General features: G+C 71.3%; 13 protein-coding genes. 8 read left to right on the top strand and 5 right to left on the bottom strand.

The features are described 5' to 3' along the window. Positions 1-1,434: an ABC transporter substrate-binding protein gene (locus tag ACZ7L9_RS04455; protein WP_471412393.1), complete on the bottom strand. Its 1,434-nt coding sequence runs from the start codon at positions 1,432-1,434 to the stop codon at positions 1-3. Positions 1,435-1,594: 160 nt separating this feature from the next. Between ACZ7L9_RS04455 and ACZ7L9_RS04450 the strand changes: the two genes are divergently transcribed. Together ACZ7L9_RS04450 and ACZ7L9_RS04445 are read left to right on the top strand one after the other, a co-directional pair. Continuing rightward, positions 1,595-3,022 carry an FGGY-family carbohydrate kinase gene (locus ACZ7L9_RS04450; protein WP_471412785.1) on the top strand — a complete coding sequence of 476 codons (1,428 nt, stop codon included), beginning with the start codon at positions 1,595-1,597 and terminating at the stop codon, positions 3,020-3,022. After that, on the top strand, positions 3,019-3,639 hold the full coding sequence (locus ACZ7L9_RS04445) for a histidine phosphatase family protein (protein WP_471412392.1): 621 nt from the start codon (positions 3,019-3,021) through the stop codon (positions 3,637-3,639). Before ACZ7L9_RS04450 ends, ACZ7L9_RS04445 begins: the two co-directional genes overlap by 4 nt. Positions 3,640-3,702: 63 nt before the next feature. Here the strand turns inward: ACZ7L9_RS04445 and ACZ7L9_RS04440 are convergent, their stop codons facing one another. Beyond that, complete coding sequence (locus ACZ7L9_RS04440) at positions 3,703-5,124, bottom strand: amino acid permease (protein ID WP_471412390.1); 1,422 nt, start codon at positions 5,122-5,124, stop codon at positions 3,703-3,705. Positions 5,125-5,540: 416 nt separating this feature from the next. Between ACZ7L9_RS04440 and ACZ7L9_RS04435 the strand changes: the two genes are divergently transcribed. After that, entirely contained in the window at positions 5,541-6,137 is a 597-nt protein-coding gene (locus ACZ7L9_RS04435) for a biotin transporter BioY (protein WP_471412388.1), read from the top strand. A 101-nt stretch (positions 6,138-6,238) separates the two neighbouring features. Here ACZ7L9_RS04435 and ACZ7L9_RS04430 read toward each other — a convergent pair whose 3' ends face one another. Further along, positions 6,239-7,687: an amino acid permease gene (locus tag ACZ7L9_RS04430; RefSeq protein WP_471412386.1), complete on the bottom strand. Its 1,449-nt coding sequence runs from the start codon at positions 7,685-7,687 to the stop codon at positions 6,239-6,241. A gap of 272 nt (positions 7,688-7,959) precedes the next feature. Between ACZ7L9_RS04430 and ACZ7L9_RS04425 the strand changes: the two genes are divergently transcribed. Continuing rightward, complete coding sequence (locus ACZ7L9_RS04425) at positions 7,960-8,448, top strand: ribose-5-phosphate isomerase (protein ID WP_093898231.1); 489 nt, start codon at positions 7,960-7,962, stop codon at positions 8,446-8,448. A 106-nt stretch (positions 8,449-8,554) separates the two neighbouring features. Continuing rightward, positions 8,555-9,364 carry an Fpg/Nei family DNA glycosylase gene (locus ACZ7L9_RS04420; protein ID WP_471412384.1) on the top strand — a complete coding sequence of 270 codons (810 nt, stop codon included), beginning with the start codon at positions 8,555-8,557 and terminating at the stop codon, positions 9,362-9,364. Positions 9,365-9,389: 25 nt separating this feature from the next. Here the strand turns inward: ACZ7L9_RS04420 and ACZ7L9_RS04415 are convergent, their stop codons facing one another. Beyond that, positions 9,390-10,622 (bottom strand): GNAT family N-acetyltransferase, encoded by a 1,233-nt coding sequence (locus tag ACZ7L9_RS04415; protein ID WP_471412383.1) that lies wholly within the window; start codon positions 10,620-10,622, stop codon positions 9,390-9,392. Between the two features lie 104 nt (positions 10,623-10,726). Here ACZ7L9_RS04415 and ACZ7L9_RS04410 point away from each other — a divergent pair, with 104 nt between their 5' ends. After that, positions 10,727-11,872, top strand: coding sequence for a SpoIIE family protein phosphatase (locus ACZ7L9_RS04410; RefSeq protein WP_471412382.1), 1,146 nt, complete (start codon positions 10,727-10,729; stop codon positions 11,870-11,872). A gap of 132 nt (positions 11,873-12,004) precedes the next feature. Here the strand turns inward: ACZ7L9_RS04410 and ACZ7L9_RS04405 are convergent, their stop codons facing one another. Next, positions 12,005-13,201, bottom strand: coding sequence for a cation:proton antiporter (locus ACZ7L9_RS04405; protein ID WP_471412380.1), 1,197 nt, complete (start codon positions 13,199-13,201; stop codon positions 12,005-12,007). Positions 13,202-13,446: 245 nt separating this feature from the next. On the opposite strand from ACZ7L9_RS04405, the gene ACZ7L9_RS04400 reads away from it, so the two are divergent. Continuing rightward, positions 13,447-14,313 (top strand): ABC transporter ATP-binding protein, encoded by an 867-nt coding sequence (locus ACZ7L9_RS04400; protein ID WP_471412379.1) that lies wholly within the window; start codon positions 13,447-13,449, stop codon positions 14,311-14,313. Further along, complete coding sequence (locus tag ACZ7L9_RS04395) at positions 14,313-16,793, top strand: ABC transporter permease (RefSeq protein WP_471412378.1); 2,481 nt, start codon at positions 14,313-14,315, stop codon at positions 16,791-16,793. The genes ACZ7L9_RS04400 and ACZ7L9_RS04395 overlap by 1 nt, the downstream gene beginning before the upstream one ends. Positions 16,794-16,799 lie beyond the last annotated feature (6 nt).

The raw sequence follows: 16,799 nt of genomic DNA, 5'->3' as shown, positions 1-16,799 counted from the left end.
TCAGCCGACCTTCGACGCCAGATCGCCGGCCAGGGAGTTCAGTACGGACGAGGCGTTCTTCCCGCCGTAGATCTCCTGGAGCGCGGCGGCCCAGCTGGTCGTCGCGTCGAAGAACTGTTCCTGCGGGGTGAACTGGATCTCCGTCCGGTCGACGACCGTCTCGAACGTCTCGATGAAGCCGGGGATGGCCCGCATCTTGTCCTTGTACGCGGGGTCCTGGCTGACCGACTTGCGGACCGGGTCGATGTGGTTGTACTCGATCGCACCCTTGCGCAGATGCTCCTTGCCGGTCGCCCACTGGAGGAACAGCCAGGCCGCGGACTTGTTGCGGCTCCTGGCGTTCATGCCGAGCGACCAGATCCACATGTTCGTGGCGAGCGAGCCGTCGGGGCCCTTGGGGCCGGGGTGGAAGGCGATCTTCCCGGACGCCGGGGAGGCCCCCTTCACCGCCTGGAAATAGGCGGCGGTGTCGGCGTCGAAGAGCATCCCCGCCTTCTTCGCGCCGAGGTCGCTGGAGCACTGGTACCAGGTGTACGAGGTCCAGGACGGCGGGCCGCCCTTCTTGACCATCTCCGCCCAGTCCCGGGTGAACGCGATCGCCTCCGGGGAGTTCATCGCGGGTTTCACCTTCCCGCCCTCGACGGTGAAGTCCTTCAGCCCGTTGCGGGCGTACATCGTCATGAAGCCCGGGTGGATCGTCGCCCAGCTGCGCGAGCCGCGCACCGCGACCCCGTACATCCCGTCGAAGCCCGCTCCGGGCGCCCTGCGGGTGATGGCCCCGGCGACCTCGCGCAGCTCGTCGAAGGTCTCGGCGGGCTTCAGGCCGAGCTTCTTGAAGACCTCGGTGTTGTACGCGACGACATTGGTCTCCCAGCCCCACGGCAGCGCGTACTGTCCGCCCTGCCCGAGCGGGGCGCCCGCCTTCAGCGACCACTGGTCCGCCGAGAGGAGATTGGGGAAGAAGTCGGCCCGGTCCCATTCGGCCCCGGTCGCCGAGGAGTTGCGCATCCACGGGCCGAGGTCCTCCAGCCAGCCCGGCGGACCGTACTGCCACACCATGTACGCGCCGAGCATGAACACGTCGTAGGAGGCGCGTCCACTGGAGAGGTCGACGGTGAGCTTGTCGAAGTAGTTGTCCTCGGGGAAGACGTCGTACTCGACCTTGATGCCGGTCTTCTCGGTGAACGCCTTCAGATCGGCGATCAGGGCATCGGTGTACGGATGCTTGTTGAGCAGCGCCTTGACGGTTCTGCCCTCGGCCCGCTTCCAGTCGAAGGACCCGGTGATGTCGTCGGCCGCGGAGCCGCCGCCCTTGCCGTTCCCGTTGTCGTCACCGAAACCCGCGCCGCAGGCGGTGAGCAGCGGCGCGGCGGACGCGGCCGCCGCCGCACCGAGGGCGAGGAACCGTCGCCGGTCGTGCGCGTGCATGTCCATCCGTGACCTCCACGGTCCGGCCGGAGACGAGTGGGGGCGGTGCCCATTCACACGTTGAGTCGACTGGTTAACAGAGCTTGGAACAACGGAACTTGGCCGTCAATCCCTCGCGCAACGGAAATTCTCGGTGCAGAGTGAGAACTTCACAGAGAGGGCCGATATGTGGATGGGCATCGATCTCGGCACGCAGAGCGTCCGTGCGGTGGTGGCAGGAGACCGCGGCGAGATCCTCGGCAGCGGCTCCGCCCCGCTCGCGGGCAGACGCGACGGCGTACGGCACGAGCAACGGCCCCTCGACTGGTGGACGGCCGTGTGCAGAGCCAGCCGCCAGGCGCTGCGCGACTGCCCCGCCCCGCGTGCGCTCGCCGTCTGCGCCACCTCCGGCACCGTCCTGCTCGGCGACCGGGCAGGCCGGCCGCTGACCCCGGGGGTGATGTACGACGACGGGCGCGCGGTCGCCGAGGCGGCCCGGTCCCGGACCGCGCCGACCTGGGCGCTGCCCAAGGTGATGTGGCTGCTGCGGGAGTACGGGGGAGGGGCGGGCGGCGCCGTACGGGTCATGCATCAGGCCGATCTGGTGCTGGCACGGCTCGCCGGAACCCCTCTGCCCACCGACTCCAGCCACGCGCTGAAGACCGGCTACGACCTGGAGCGGGACGCCTGGCCGTACCGGAAGTTCGGGAAGCTGGGCCTGCCGGACGGGCTGTTCCCGGAGGTGGTGCGGCCCGGCCGGCGGATCGGCGAGGTGGGGCGGGCGGCGGCCGAGGAGACCGGGATTCCGGCGGGCACGCTCCTGGTGGCCGGGATGACGGACGGGTGCGCGGCGCAGATCGCTTCCGGGGCGCTCACCGTGGGCTCCTGGAATTCGGTGCTCGGCACGACGCTGGTCCTCAAGGGGGTCACCTCGTCGCCGCTCGTGGACCGGGCCGGGGTGGTCTACAACCACCGTGCCCCGGACGGACGCTGGCTGCCGGGCGGCGCCTCGGGGGTCGGTGGCGGGGCGCTGACCGCCGCCTTCCCGGGCGTGGACCCGGCGCGGATGGACGCGCTGGCCCGGGCCCACGAGCCCGCGCGCGTGGTGGCGTACCCCCTCGCCGCGCCGGGCGAACGCTTCCCCTTCGTCGCGCCCGGGGCCACCGGCTTCCTGCTCGGCGAGCCCGCCACGGACGCCGAGCACTGGGCGGCGCTGCTGACCGGGGTGGGCCTGGTCGAACGGCTCTGCCTCGACTACCTCGACCTGCTCGGCGCCCAGCTGTACGGCCGGCTCACGTTCACCGGCGGCGCGGTCCGCAGCGGCTACTGGAGCCGGCTGCGCGCCGACGTCCTGGGCCGGCCCGTATGCATCCCGCGGTACAGCGAACCCGCGCTCGGCATGGCCGTGCTCGCCGCATACGGTGCGGGCGCCACGGACACCCTGCAGCGGGCGGCGGGCCGGATGGTGCGGCTGCGGCACGTGCTGCACCCGCACCCGGTGCGTACCGCGTGGTACACCGAGCCGTACCTCACGCTGGTGAACGAACTGGAGCGACGCGGCTGGCTCCCCGGCCCGGTCGCCGCGCATGCCCGTACCCGAACGGAGAATCCATGACCGCCCGTCCGAGTGCCACCCTGCTGCTCGTCCGCCACGGTCAGACCGTCTGGCACGCGGAGAACCGTTACGCCGGGGTCAGCGACATCGCCCTCACCGACGAGGGCCGGCGCCAGGCACGGCAGCTGGGCGAATGGGCGGCCCGGCACCCGGTCGACGCGATCCGGACGTCGACACTCACGCGTGCCATCGAGACGGCGGAGCCCGCCTGTCGGGCGCTCGGCCTCGTCCCCCGCCGCGAGCACGACCTGCGCGAATGCGACTTCGGCGAGGTGGAGGGGCGGACCCTGGCGGAGTTCGCGGCCGAGCACCCGGAGCGGGCCCGGGAGTACCGCGCCGACCCGGTGGCCCACCCCTTTCCCGGGGCCGAGGACCCCGCGGCGGCGGCGGCCCGGGGGGCGATGGCGCTGCGCCGGATCGCGGACGGGCACCCGGGGCAGCGGGTGCTCGTGGTCGCGCACAACACCCTGCTGCGGCTCGTGCTGTGCGAGCTGCTGTCGATTCCGCTGGGCACCTACCGCAGGGTCTTCCCGCGGCTGCGGAACGGGGCGGTCAGCGAGGTGCGGATCGGGGAGGAGGGCGGCGCGCTGCTCTCCCTCAACGTGCCCTGCGCGTAGGGCGTCCTCGACCTGCCCTGCTCGCAGGACGTCCTCGGCGGCCCCGTGTACCGGGCCTCAGCCTCAAAATTCCTCGACGGCCACGGCCCGCCGCTGCCGTACGACACCGATGGCCGCCAGTACGACGGTCAGGGCGCCGGTCGCCACCAACTGGTCACGGGTGTCGGGCTGGAGCAGCATCAGGATGAAGATGCCGAGCATCGCCAGGAGCGCCAGCACCGTCAGGACCGGGAAGAGCCACATCCGTACGACGAGCTTCTCCGGGGTCTCGCGCTCCAGCCGGCCCCGCAGCACCAACTGGGAGACGCCGATGAAGATCCAGACCACCAGGATCACCGCGCCGATCATGTTGAGCAGCCACGGGAACACGTCGTCGGGGCGCCAGTAGCTGAGCAGCACGCACAGGAAGCCGAACACGGACGAGATCAGCACGGCGGCGCGCGGCACGCCCGAGGAGATCCGGCCGAGCCGCTTCGGGCCCTGGCCGCGGGCGACCAGCGAACAGGCCATGCGCGAGGCGCCGTAGATGTTGGCGTTCATCGCGGAGAGCAGGGCGACCAGGATGACCACGTTCATGATCTCGGCGGCGCCGCTGATGCCGAGGTGGTTCAGGGCCGCGTAGAACGGGCCGACCTCCACGACCTTCGGGTCGTCCCACGGGACCAGCGTGACGACGACGGCCATCGAGCCGACGTAGAAGAGCGCGATCCGCCACATCGCCGTCCGCACGGCCTTGGCGACACCTCGCACGGGGTTCTCGGACTCGGCTGCCGCGATGGTCACGGTTTCCAGACCGCCGTAGGCGAAGACGGAGGCGAGCAGTCCGATCACCAGGCCCTCGGCGCCGTTCGGCATGAAGCCGCCCTCGCCCTTGAGGTTGGCGGCGCCGGGGGCGTCCGTGCCGGGCAGCACGCCGAGGATCGCCAGCACACCCAGGACCAGGAAGAGCGTGATTGCAATGACCTTGAGGGTGGCGAACCAGAACTCGAACTCGCCGAACTTCTTCACCGAGGCCAGGTTCGTGCCCAGGAAGACCACCATGAACAGCGCGACCCAGGCCCACTCCGGCGTACCGGGCAGCCAGCCGGTGACGATCTTCGCGGCACCGATGCCCTCCAGGCCGACGGCGACACAGAGCAGCACCCAGAACGCCCAGCCCACGGTGAAGCCCGCCCACGGCCCGATCGCCCGCTCCGCGTGGACGGAGAACGAACCGGAGGCCGGGTTCGCGGCCGACATCTCGCCGAGCATCCGCATCACGAGCATGACCAGCAGCCCGGAGACGGCGTACGCGATGACGATCGACGGACCGGCGGCGGCGATACCCGCACCCGAGCCGACGAAGAGCCCTGCGCCGATGACGCCGCCGAGGGCGATCATCGACAGATGGCGCTGCTTGAGTCCGTGGGTGAGCGCGGAATCGGCCCCGGCATCGGAGACGGCGGCCGGGGAACCGGTGGGGGGAGACGCGGAAATCCGAGACATGGACGAGCTCTGTTCGGTAGGTGAGACACGGGGGACGTGGGGGTACGTGCGGCCACAGTCTGAGCACGTGCCCCGTTCACACGGAACCGCTGTCCGCTATACGGGCACGACGCTCACACAAAGTGCACACCCGGGTACGAGGCGGGGGCCGGTTGATCGCCGGTCGGTCGGATTTGGCGAAAACCTACAGTGTCTCCCGGAGGGCACCCCCGGCAGAATATGAGCCGATCGGCTCCCACCTCAGTGACGAGCGTCACGCCGCCGCATGATTGCGCAAGCCCCTTTGTGTGAACCCCACCAATGCGTCAGTTGCCGCTTTGTGGGCCACAGATGGTGATCGAGCGTTAACCCCTGGGCTAACGTCAGCCTCAGTCTGTCCCACCTGTCCTCACTTGCCCTCACCCCGCGGAGTCCCGATGAGCACTGCTGCCGCCGCCCCTGCCCGCACCGGAGCGGTCCTCGCCGACCTGCTGCCCGCCGCCAGGCACCGTTACGCCGTCGACACGGCCCTGGTCCTCGGTGGCGCCGCGCTCACCGGCATCGCCGCCCAGATCGCCGTCCCGGTGCCCGGCTCCCCGGTCCCGGTCACCGGCCAGACCTTCGCCGCGCTCCTCGTCGGCACCGCGCTCGGCGCCCGTCGGGGCTTCCTCTCCCTCGCCGTGTACGCGCTCATCGGCATGGCGGGGATGCCGTGGTTCGCGGGTGGCAGCTCCGGTGCGGGCGGTGCTTCGTTCGGCTACGTCCTCGGCATGCTGCTCGCCGCCACCGTGGTCGGTGGCCTCGCCCGCCGCGGCGGCGACCGCTCCGTGCTGCGTACCGCGGGCACGATGGTGCTGGGCTCCGCGGTCATCTACGCGGTCGGCGTCCCGTACCTGGCGCTGTCCACCGGCATGTCGGCGAGCGCCGCGATAGCGGCCGGCCTGGTGCCGTTCCTGCTCGGTGACGCGCTGAAGGCGGCGCTGGCGATGGGCGCGCTGCCCGCGGCCTGGAAGCTCATCGGCCGTCGCGGCTGATGCCGTAGTTCCTGCCACAACTCCCTCCGAAGAGGCTCGCCGGTCGTGACACCGACCGGCGAGCCTCTTCCGCGTCCGCGCGCCGACAGGCGCTCAGGCGCTCAGGCGCGGACCTTGCGCTGCCGCACCTCACGCACCAGCGCTATCGCCACCACCAGGGCCGCGACGAGCAGCGACAGCAGCACCTGCTCGCGTCCGCTGTCGTCGGTCAGCATGTAGACCAGGACGAACGAGATCATCGCGATCGTCGCCCAGGTCAGATACGGGAAGAGCCACATCCGTACGACCAGCTTCTCCGGCTGCTCGCGCAGGATCATGCCCCGCATCCGCAGCTGGGTGAAGCAGATGACCAGCCAGACGAACAGCGCGACCGCACCGGAGGAGTTCAGCAGGAACTGGAAGACGGTGTCGGGCCACCGGTAGTTGAAGAACACGGCGACGAAGCCGAACACGACGGACGACAGGATCGCCGCCTGCGGCACGCCCCGCTTGTTCACCCGGGCGAAGGCCTTGGGCGCGTCCCCGCGGCCACCGAGCGAGAAGGCCATCCGCGAGGCGGTGTAGAGGCCGGAGTTGAGGCAGGACAGCACGGCGGTGAGGACGATGACGTTCATCACTTGGCCGGCGTGCGGAATGCCGATGGAGTTGAGGGCGGCGACGTAGCTGCCGTCCTCCACGATCGACTTGTCGTTCCACGGCAGCAGGGTGAGTACGACGAAGATCGAGCCCAGGTAGAAGACGGCGATCCGCCAGATCACGCTGTTGGTGGCCTTCTGGACGGCGCGCTGCGGGTTCTCGGACTCGCCGGCCGCCAGCGTGACGATCTCGCTGCCCATGAAGGAGAACACGACCATCAGTACGCCGGTGAGGATGGCGCCGGGCCCCTTGGGGAAGAACCCGCCGGTGTCGGTGAGATGCGCGAGTCCCGCGCCGGGGTTGTCCGAGCCGGGCAGGATCCCGAAGACGGCGAGCAGTCCGACGACCACGAACGCCCCGATGGCCACGACCTTGATCCCGGCGAACCAGAACTCGAACTCGCCGTACGACCCGACCGAGACCAGGTTCGTCGCGGTGAGTACCACCATCACGATCAGCGCCCAGGCCCACTGCGGGACGCCCGGCACCCAGCCCTCCAGGATCTTGGCACCCGCCGTGGCTTCGACGGCGAGCACCACGACCCAGAAGAACCAGTACAGCCAGCCGATCGAGAAACCGGCCCAGCGGCCCAGCGCCTGGTCGGCGTAGGCGGAGAAGGAGCCCGAATTGGGACGGGCCGCGGCCATCTCGCCGAGCATCCGCATCACGAAGACGACCATCAGGCCGACCAGGGCGTACGACAGGAGGATGGCCGGTCCCGCGGCTGCGATACCGGCGCCGGAGCCCACGAAGAGGCCCGCGCCGATCACTCCGCCGATGGCGATCATCGAGAGGTGGCGGTTCTTGAGGCCGGCCTGGAGTCCGTCGGAGGAGTTCGGAGCGTCCGGCCCGGTCGACCGGTCCGGCCTGCCGGGCTGCTGGCCCGGCCCGGCCAGAGTCGTCTGCGACGTCATGGAGCGAATCCTTACGTTCTCGGGTCACGCTTGGTGCGTGCCCGGCCGCCGAAGTGGGGTCCGGCAGCGAGTGATGCATTCAAGCCTGCCGGACCCCAGAAACGGAACCCTTCCTTCCGAATTCTTGGCCGGATCGTTGCCTCAGTGACGTTGCGCACACAGGGCCTGCACATCGAGCCCACAGGTAGTCGCCGCCGGACCGGGGCGGACCGGGCCGGAGGGTCCCGACCCCGATGAGAGCTACCCGGCGACGCTCGTGCCACACTCGGAACATGCGCGTGTACCTCGGCTCGGACCATGCCGGCTATGAACTCAAGAACCACCTCGTCGAGTGGCTCACGGCCCAGGGCCACGAGGCCGTCGACTGCGGCCCCCACATCTACGACGCCCAGGACGACTACCCGCCGTTCTGCCTGCGGGCCGCCGAGAAGACGGCCGCGGACCCGGACAGCCTCGGCATCGTGATCGGCGGTTCCGGCAACGGCGAGCAGATCGCCGCCAACAAGGTCAAGGGCGTGCGTGCCGCGCTCGCCTGGAGCGAGCAGACCGCCGCGCTGGGCCGCGAGCACAACAACGCCAACGTGGTCGCCATCGGTGGCCGGATGCACTCGGTGGACGAGTCCACCAAGTTCGTCGAGATCTTCCTCGCCACGCCTTACTCGGGCGAGGAGCGGCACACCCGCCGGATCGAGATGCTGACGGCGTACGAGACGACCGGCGAGCTCCCCCCGATCCCGGCCCACCACCCGCAGCAGGGCTGACCGACTTCCGCCCCTGTGCCGCCGGTGCTACCGGCGGCACAGCCATTTCCCCAGGCCGTCACACCGTCGCGTCACCGCGGCGCCGTCACCGAGGAGAGCCGCCGTCGTGCCCGAGGGACACACGATCCACCGCCTCGCGGCGGACCACCTGGACAGGTTCACCGGGCGGCCGGTGCGGGTGAGCAGCCCGCAGGGCAAGTTCTCCGACAGCGCCGCGCTGCTCGACGGCCGGACGTTCACCGGCGTCGACGCTCACGGCAAGCACCTCTTCCTCGGTTTCGAGGACGTCGGCTGGGTCCACATCCACCTGGGCCTCTTCGGGAAGCTGGGCTTCGGTACGACCCCGGCCCCGCCACCCACCGACACGGTCCGGCTGCGCCTGGCGAACGACGACCACCACGCGGATCTGCGCGGCCCCACCACGTGCGCGCTGATCACCGGCCCCGAGAAGCTCGCGATACACGACCGCCTCGGCCCGGACCCGCTGCGGATGGACGAGGACGGCGAGCGGGCGTGGCGGCGGATCTCCCGCAGCCGTATCACCGTCGCGGCCCTGCTGATGGACCAGAAGGTCATCGCGGGGGTCGGCAACGTCTACCGCGCGGAGGTGCTGTTCCGGCACGGCATCGACCCGTACCGGCTCGGCAAGGACCTCACGCGCGCGGAGTGGGACGCGATCTGGGCCGACCTGGTGGAGCTGATGCGCGAGGGCGTACGGAACAACCGGATCGACACGGTCCGCCCCGAGCACATGCCGGAGGCGATGGGGCGTCCGCCGCGGGTCGACGACCACGGCGGCGAGGTGTACGTGTACCGCAGGGCCCGGCAGGCCTGCCACATCTGTGGCGGCGAGATCCGCACCGCCGACCTCGCCGCCCGCAACCTCTTCTGGTGCCCGGGCTGCCAGCGCGCGTAGCTTGGCACTGGTGTCTCTCCCGGCACTAGAACCCCTGAGGCAACCACGGCGCCGCGTCCGACGAGAACGCCGACGACGCCTCCGCCAGCGCACCCGCCCGCAGCTCCCGTACCCGCCCGGCCAGGGCCAACGCGCTCAGCGACTCGCCGCCCAGGTACGCCGAGCCCAACTCCCGTACCGAAAGCGCGAGATCGGCCGCGTCATCCGTCCGCCGGCACGACGCCACCCCCTTCGCGTCGGCCGTGAGCCGCCAACGCCCCGCGTTCCAGGGGCAGAACGCGTCCTCGACCTCGAACACCACATCCAGCGGCGCCCGGTACGTCCGTGCCTCCAGCGCCGCCCCCAGCTCCACCAGCCGCACATAGAGCGAATCCCGGACCAGGATGTTGCACCGCCGCACGTCCGACACCAGGTGCAGCAGGGCGTCGTCGACGGGCCGGTTCCGTGCCTCGACCGTCGACGTCAGGTCGATCTCGAAGACGAACCGCCACAACGCCGCGTACGCCGCCGGGTCCAGCGCGGCAAGATCGTTCACCGTGACCGTGCCCTTGGGGCCGGACGGCTCCCACTCCGGCTTTATGCGATACGTCACATAGCCGACGATCTCCCCGTCCCGCTCCGCCAGCACGCACTGCTGCGCCGAACCACCCTGCCGGGAACTCACCGGGTCGACCATCGGCTTCCGCTCCCAGCCGGGCCCATGGGCCGGTGTGCCGGGCCGGCCGGCCACCAACTGCTCGTACACGCCCTCGCACGCGGTCATCGCCTCGTCCGGCTTCGCGTGACGCAGCCGTACCTCCTCCGTGCCCTCCGGCACGGTAAGCCGCACCCGGTCCGTGTCGATCGTCACGGACATCTGCCGCGAGGCCGCGCCGTATCCGAACCGGCCGTAGATCACCGGCTCCGACGCCGTCAGGACGGCGATCGGCTCACCCAGTGCCCGGACGTCGTCGAGCTGCCGGCGCATCATCGAGGTCAGCAGCCCGCGCCTGCGGTGGGTGGACGCGACGCTCACCATCGTGACCCCGGCGGCCGGCACCAGCGCCCCGCCCGGCACGGCGACCCGGAAGCTGAACGCCCCGGCCGTGGCGACGACATCGGTGCCGTCCCAGATCCCGATCGACCGCTCGTGCTCGGTCAGCTGCTCGTCCAGCTCGCGCTGCTCGGGAGGCTCCGCGACACCGCCGAACGCCAGCTCCAGACACTCGAACCATTCGTTCCATTCGGACGGACGCAACACGCGAAGCTCTGTAGTCATGGGCCATCCCTATCAGGGGCTCGACGGCTGGTCGACCCGATTTCGAACGCATTGTCACGGGGTCCCCCTGCACCGGAGGCCATCGGGTGGATAAGGTCCCCGCAATGGCACGACGCGCAGGAGCAGACTCGTACCCGGCCCGATTGCGGAAATCGGCGCACCGGGCACGCATCGCGCTGCGCAAGTCCGGCGTCGACTACTTCCGCGGCGACGGATCGGACTGGATCGCGCTGGCCGGACTGCTGCTCACCGTTCCGGCGATCACCTGTGCCACGCTGCTCAACCCGGTGTGGTTCTCACCGGCCGCGCTCGTCCTGCCGATCGTCGCCGGCGGTCTGCTGCTTCGGCCCGCGAGCCTGCTGGGGCTCTACGCGACCGCCGCCACCGCCCTGATCGTGGAGTCGCTCGGACTCGGACCGTACGAGGACGGCCCGGCCCGGGTGACGCCCGGCATCGTCCTGGTGGTCGCGGCCTGCGGCTTCTTCGGGCTGATCCTCGCCCAGTTCCGGGCCAGGGTCGGCGTGCCGTGGCGGCGCGGCGGCACCATGCTCTTCGACCTGCGCGAACGCATCAGGGTGCAGAGCGCCCTGCCCCGGCTGCCGCAGGGCTGGCACCGGGAGATGGCGCTGCGCCCGGCGGGCGGCCAGTCCTTCTCCGGTGACTTCGTCGTCGCCGCCCGTACCAACGGCGGACGGACCCTGGAGGCCGTACTCACCGATGTCTCCGGCAAGGGCATGGACGCGGGCTCCCGCGCCCTGCTGCTGTCCGGCGCCTTCGGCGGCCTCCTCGGCTCGCTGCCTCCGCACGGCTTCCTCCCGGCGGCCAACGGCTATCTGCTGCGCCAGGACTGGGACGAGGGCTTCGCCACCTCGATCCATCTGGTCCTGGACCTCGATTCGGGCGACTACGAACTCTTCTCTGCGGGTCACCCGCCGGCCCTGCAGCTCCACTCGGGCAGTGGCAACTGGGAGGAGAAGGCCGCGGAGGGCCCGCTGCTCGGGGTGTACGACGGGGCACAGTTCGACGCGGTGAAGGGCTCGCTGGCCCCCGGCGACGTACTGATGCTGTTCACGGACGGTCTGGTGGAGGCGTCCGACCGCGATATCGCGGAGGGCATCGACCGGCTCACCGGTGAGGCCGACCGCTATGTCGCCACCGGCTTCGAGGGCGCGGCCTGGCATCTGATCGAGGCGTGCGCCAAGGACGTGAACGACGACCGGGCGCTGCTGCTGTTGTCGCGCGCATCCTGAGCCGTACGCAAACCGGCCTGAACCGTGCGTACGTCAACGGGAGTCGGTTCATCACCGGAACGAGGCCGTCGGCAGGTCCGGGGACGGGCGCAGCCGCGGCGGACCCCTGGCCCGGACATGCCGGTCGCCGGCTCAGGCCGGCACCGGGAGTTTCCCGGCGCCGCTGTCGCTGTCACTGTCCCCGCCCCGGCCCCGCCCGCCCGGCAGGACGCGGGCCAGCCGGTGCGACCGTCCGGCCGCCAGTGGGGAGAGGACCGCGAGGACGAGTACGTAGCCGGCGATGAACGGCGGGAGCCGCTCGTCCAGCCCGGCGCCGGCCGCCATCGTGGCGAGGATCAGCGCGAATTCGCCGCGGGCCGTCAGGGTGGTGGAGATGTTCGCCGCGGCCTGCGGGCCGAAGCCGTAGACCCGTGCGGAGACCATGCCGGAGAGGATGTTCATCGCCGCGGTCAGCGCGACGGCGGCCAGCACCGGCCACATCACGCCCGGCAGATCGCCGGGGTTGATGGAGAGCCCGAAGGCGAAGAAGAAGATCGCGCCGAAGGCATCGCGCAGCGGATGGACCAGCTTGAGGATGCGCCCGCCCGACGTCGTGCTGCCGAGCATCAGGCCCACCATGAAGGCGCCGATCGCGTCCGCGACCCCGAACCACTCGGAGACCCCCGCCACGAACACGGCGGCGCCGAGGAAGGAGATGACGAGCAGTTCGTCGTCCGGGGTGTGGATCAGCTTGCTGATGAGCTTGGTGCCGAACCGGGCGGTGAGCGCCAGCAGCAGCAGGAAGCCGAACGCCTTGCCCCCGTCGAGCACCGCGGCGGAGAGGCTGTCCGAGCGCGACAGGATCGGTTGCAGCGCGGCGAGGTAGAGGGCGAGGAAGACGTCGTCGACGACGATGATGCCGAGGATCGTCTTGGTCTCGGGGCTGGCCAGGCGCTTCGTGTCGACCAGGATCTTGGTCACGATGGCCGACGACGAGATGCCGATGACTCCGGCCAGGACGAGGGCCTCCGAGGTGCCCCAGCCCAGCACGAAGCCGAAGGCGAGCCCGGCGCCGACGTTCAGCGCCAGATAGACGGAGCCCGCGACGAGCATCTTGCGACCGCCGGCCTTGAGGTCGTCGAGATGGAATTCCAGGCCGAGGTAGAAGAGCAGCAGCACCAGGCCGAGTGCGGAGAGCATCTCCAGGTCGTGCGGGTCGGCGACGAGCACGATGCCGGGCGTGTGCGGGCCGAGCAGGATTCCGGCCAGGATGAACAGGGGGATGGTCGGCAGTCCGATGCGGCTGCCGACGCGGGCGAGAACGGCGGCGGCGAGGAAGGCGCCGCCCATGGCGATGAGCGTGTCTGCGTGTCCGATGAGCCTGATCCTTCAGTCGGTCAAGAGAGCGTCAAGAAATCGTCAGTAATTAGTTTACCGAACGATTGACGTTGCAACTATGGCTACCCCCGGCAGCACCCGGGGGTTTGCCCCACCCGAGATCCGCCAGCAGCCGCCATGGTCCGGACCCGTCCGTGATCCGTACGTTCGAGGGGCCTGGCGGAGAACCGTCCGGCGAGCGATGGAAGGCGGACATCATGGGGCTGCGACGCAGCAGGCAGGGCGCGCAGGACAGGCAGTACCCGGCGGACGCCCGACCGGGCCCCGGTTCCCCGGACCTCGCCGTCGAGCTGCGCGGTGTCCGTCGGCAGTACGGCCGCGGCGGCTCCGCCGTCCACGCCCTGCGAGGCATCGACCTCGCCCTGCCGCGCGCCAGTTTCACCGCCGTCATGGGCCCGTCCGGCTCCGGCAAGTCGACCTTCCTGCAGTGCGCGGCCGGACTCGACCGCCCCACCGAGGGCTCCGTACGCCTCGGCGGCACCGAGATCACCGGGATGAGCGAGAACCGGCTCACCGAGCTGCGCCGCACCCGCCTCGGCTTCGTCTTCCAGGCCTTCAACCTGCTCCCGTCCCTCACGGTCGAGCAGAACGTCGTCCTGCCCATGCGCCTGGCCGGACAGCGCACCGGCTCCGCCCGCGGCCGCCGCGAAGCCGCCGAGATGCTCACCCGCGTCGGCCTCGGCGACAAGGGCGACCGCCGCCCCGGCCAGCTCTCCGGCGGCCAGCAGCAGCGCGTCGCCGTCGCCCGCGCCCTGGTCACCCGCCCCGATGTGGTCTTCGCCGACGAACCGACCGGCGCCCTCGACACCACCACCGCCGCCGAGATCCTCACCCTGCTCCGGCATGCGGTGGACACTCTCGGCGCCACCGTCGTCATGGTCACCCACGACCCGGCGGCCGCCGCCTACGCGGACCGGGTGCTCTTCCTCGCCGACGGCGCGATCGCGGACAGCCTGCCGCGCGCCGGGGCCGCACAGATCGCGGCCCGGATGACCGCGCTGACCGCCCACGCCTCCGCCTGCTCGCCCGCCCATGCCTCCGCCCACGCAGGAGCAGCAGCCTGATGTTCACCCCGCACGTCCCGAACGGCCTCGCCCGCGCGGCCGTCCGCTTCAAACCCGCGTCGTTCGCCGGGACCTTCGTCGCGCTCCTGCTGGCCGCGGCGATCGTCTCCGCCTGCGGCATCCTGCTGGAGACCGGCCTGCGCGCCTCCGTACCCGCGGAGCGCTACGCCAAGGCGCCTGTGGTCGTCGCCGCCGACCAGCGGGTCCACATGACGGTCGGCAGCGGCGAGGGCGCGTACGACGCCGCTACCCCCGTACCGGACACCGCACGGCTCCCCGAATCCTTGGTGGGCAAGGTCGCCTCGGCCCCCGGCGCCGCAGCCGCGATCGGGGACGTCAGCTACCCCGTACGGCAGGACGGCACCCTCCTCACCGCCCACGGCTGGGGCTCCACCGCCCTGACCGGTACGCGGCTGCTCACCGGAGAGGCGCCCCGGGCCGGCGAAGTCGTCGTCCCCGCGGGCGCCAAGCACCGCACCGGCGAGAACATCACCCTCGATACGCCCGCCGGCATAGGGGAGTTCCGCGTCGCGGGCACCACCGCCACCGACGCCACCGTCTGGTTCGCCGACCGGCAGGCCGTACAGCTCTCCGGCCACCCCGGCCGGGTCGACGCCATCGCCGTGCTCGCCGCCCGTTCCACCCCCACCGCCACCCTCGCCGACCAGGTACGCGAGGCCGTCGGCCACACCGCCCACGCCGAGGTCCACACCGGTGACGGCCGGGGCGCCGTCGAGGACGCGGAACTCGCGGGTGCCAAGGAACTCCTCGCCGGTCTGGGCGGCTCCTTCGGCGGCGTCGCCACCATGGTCGCCGTCTTCACCGCCGCGGGTACGGTCGCCCTCTCCGTCGGGCAGCGCAGCCGCGAGTTCGCCCTGCTGCGCGCCATCGGCGCCACCCCGCGCCAACTGCGCCGCACCATCGCCACCGAGTCCCTGCTCATCGCCCCGCTCGCCGGAGCGCTCGGCTGTCTGCCCGGAATCGCCCTGGCCCGCTGGTGGTTCGGTCAGCTCCAGGACAGGGGCGCCATCCCCGAAGCCGTCGCGCTGCGGGTGTCCTGGCTGCCGCTGACCATCGCCACGGCCGCCACCATCCTCACCGCGCTGAGCGCCGGATACTTCGCCGCCCGCCGGCCGTCGAAGATCAAGCCGGGGCTGGCCCTCGCCCAGTCCGCGGTGGAACGCCCCCCGTTCGGCTGGATCCGCACCCCGCTCGGCATCGCCGCACTCGTCGGCGGCGGAGCCTTCGCGGGCGTCGCCGCGTCCACGAGCGGCGAGGACGCGGCGAACGCCGCACTCGGCGTCGTGATGTTCTTCATGCTCGCGGTCGGCCTTCTCGGCCCGCTGATCGCCCGGCTCTGCGCCGCCGTCATCGGCCTCCCGCTGCGCGCCGCCGGCGCGTCGGGGTCGCTGGCCGCCGCCAACTCCCTTACGAACTCCCGCCGGCTGGCCTCCGCGATCACCCCGATCGTGCTCGCCATGGCCTTCTCCTGCACGCTCGTCTTCATGCACACGAGCGAAGAACGGGTGATCGCACACCAGCAGCGCGAAGCCGTCACCGCCGACCACATCGTCTCCGCCCCGGCGGCCCTCGCCTCCGACGCCACCGCACGGGCGGCGGCCACCCCCGGCGTCTCCACCGCCGTCGGCCTGCTCCGCGGCTCCGTCCTGGTGCCCACCGGATCGGGCGGGGACCGGAGGCTCCAGACCACCTCCGCCCAGGGGATCATCGGCTCCGGCAGCGACCTCACCAAGGTCCAGGACCTCGACGTCCGGACCGGATCGCTGACCGGCCTGCGCTCCGGCACCGTCGCCATCGACACCACCCTCGCCGACTCCACGAAGCGCGCCACCGGCGACCGGCTGGCCCTGCGCCTCCCGGACGGCACCGAGGCGTCACCGAAGATCGTCGCCGTCTACGGCCGCGGCCTGGGCACCAGCCTCGTCACCCTGCCCGCCACCGACCTGAAGACCCATGTCACGTCCCCGTACGCCTCCGACGTGCTGGTACGGGCCACCCCCGCCGCCGCACAGAGGCTCACCGCCCTCGGCACCGTCACCGACCGCTCCGGCTACGCCGCCGCGCAGGACCAGGACCGTGAGATCAACGCCTGGGCCAACACCGTCATGGCCGCGGTCCTCGGCGGATTCGCCGCCGTCGCCGCCGTCAACACCCTGGTGATGACCGTCCTCGACCGCCGCCGTGAACTGGCCATGCTCCGCCTCGTCGGCTCCACCCGCCGCCAGGTCATGGGCATGATCCGCTGGGAGGCGCTCCTTGTCACGGTGGCCGGGGCCGCGCTCGGCACCGCCATCGCACTGGCCACACTCGTCCCGATGATGAAGGGGCTGACGGGCGAACCGCCGTACATCCCACCGGTGTTGTACGGCTCCTTCGTCGCCGCCACCGTCGGGCTCGGCCTCGCCGCCGCGACGGTCCCGGCCCGCGCGGCCCTGCGCCGGACGGTCGCCCGTCCGTAGAGTCGG

The sequence above is a fragment of the Streptomyces sp. NPDC111516 genome (assembly GCF_055635345.1).
This window is presented reverse-complemented; position numbering and strand designations above follow the sequence as displayed.

Coding starts and splice junctions, on each gene's coding strand:
- ACZ7L9_RS04410 (WP_471412382.1), top strand. CDS start 10,727: ATGGCACGACGCGCAGGAGCAGACTCGTACCCGGCCCGATTGCGGAAA.
- ACZ7L9_RS04450 (WP_471412785.1), top strand. CDS start 1,595: ATGTGGATGGGCATCGATCTCGGCACGCAGAGCGTCCGTGCGGTGGTG.
- ACZ7L9_RS04425 (WP_093898231.1), top strand. CDS start 7,960: ATGCGCGTGTACCTCGGCTCGGACCATGCCGGCTATGAACTCAAGAAC.
- ACZ7L9_RS04395 (WP_471412378.1), top strand. CDS start 14,313: ATGTTCACCCCGCACGTCCCGAACGGCCTCGCCCGCGCGGCCGTCCGC.
- ACZ7L9_RS04445 (WP_471412392.1), top strand. CDS start 3,019: ATGACCGCCCGTCCGAGTGCCACCCTGCTGCTCGTCCGCCACGGTCAG.
- ACZ7L9_RS04435 (WP_471412388.1), top strand. CDS start 5,541: ATGAGCACTGCTGCCGCCGCCCCTGCCCGCACCGGAGCGGTCCTCGCC.
- ACZ7L9_RS04415 (WP_471412383.1), bottom strand. CDS start 10,622: ATGACTACAGAGCTTCGCGTGTTGCGTCCGTCCGAATGGAACGAATGG.
- ACZ7L9_RS04440 (WP_471412390.1), bottom strand. CDS start 5,124: ATGTCTCGGATTTCCGCGTCTCCCCCCACCGGTTCCCCGGCCGCCGTC.
- ACZ7L9_RS04455 (WP_471412393.1), bottom strand. CDS start 1,434: ATGGACATGCACGCGCACGACCGGCGACGGTTCCTCGCCCTCGGTGCG.
- ACZ7L9_RS04405 (WP_471412380.1), bottom strand. CDS start 13,201: ATGGGCGGCGCCTTCCTCGCCGCCGCCGTTCTCGCCCGCGTCGGCAGC.
- ACZ7L9_RS04430 (WP_471412386.1), bottom strand. CDS start 7,687: ATGACGTCGCAGACGACTCTGGCCGGGCCGGGCCAGCAGCCCGGCAGG.
- ACZ7L9_RS04400 (WP_471412379.1), top strand. CDS start 13,447: ATGGGGCTGCGACGCAGCAGGCAGGGCGCGCAGGACAGGCAGTACCCG.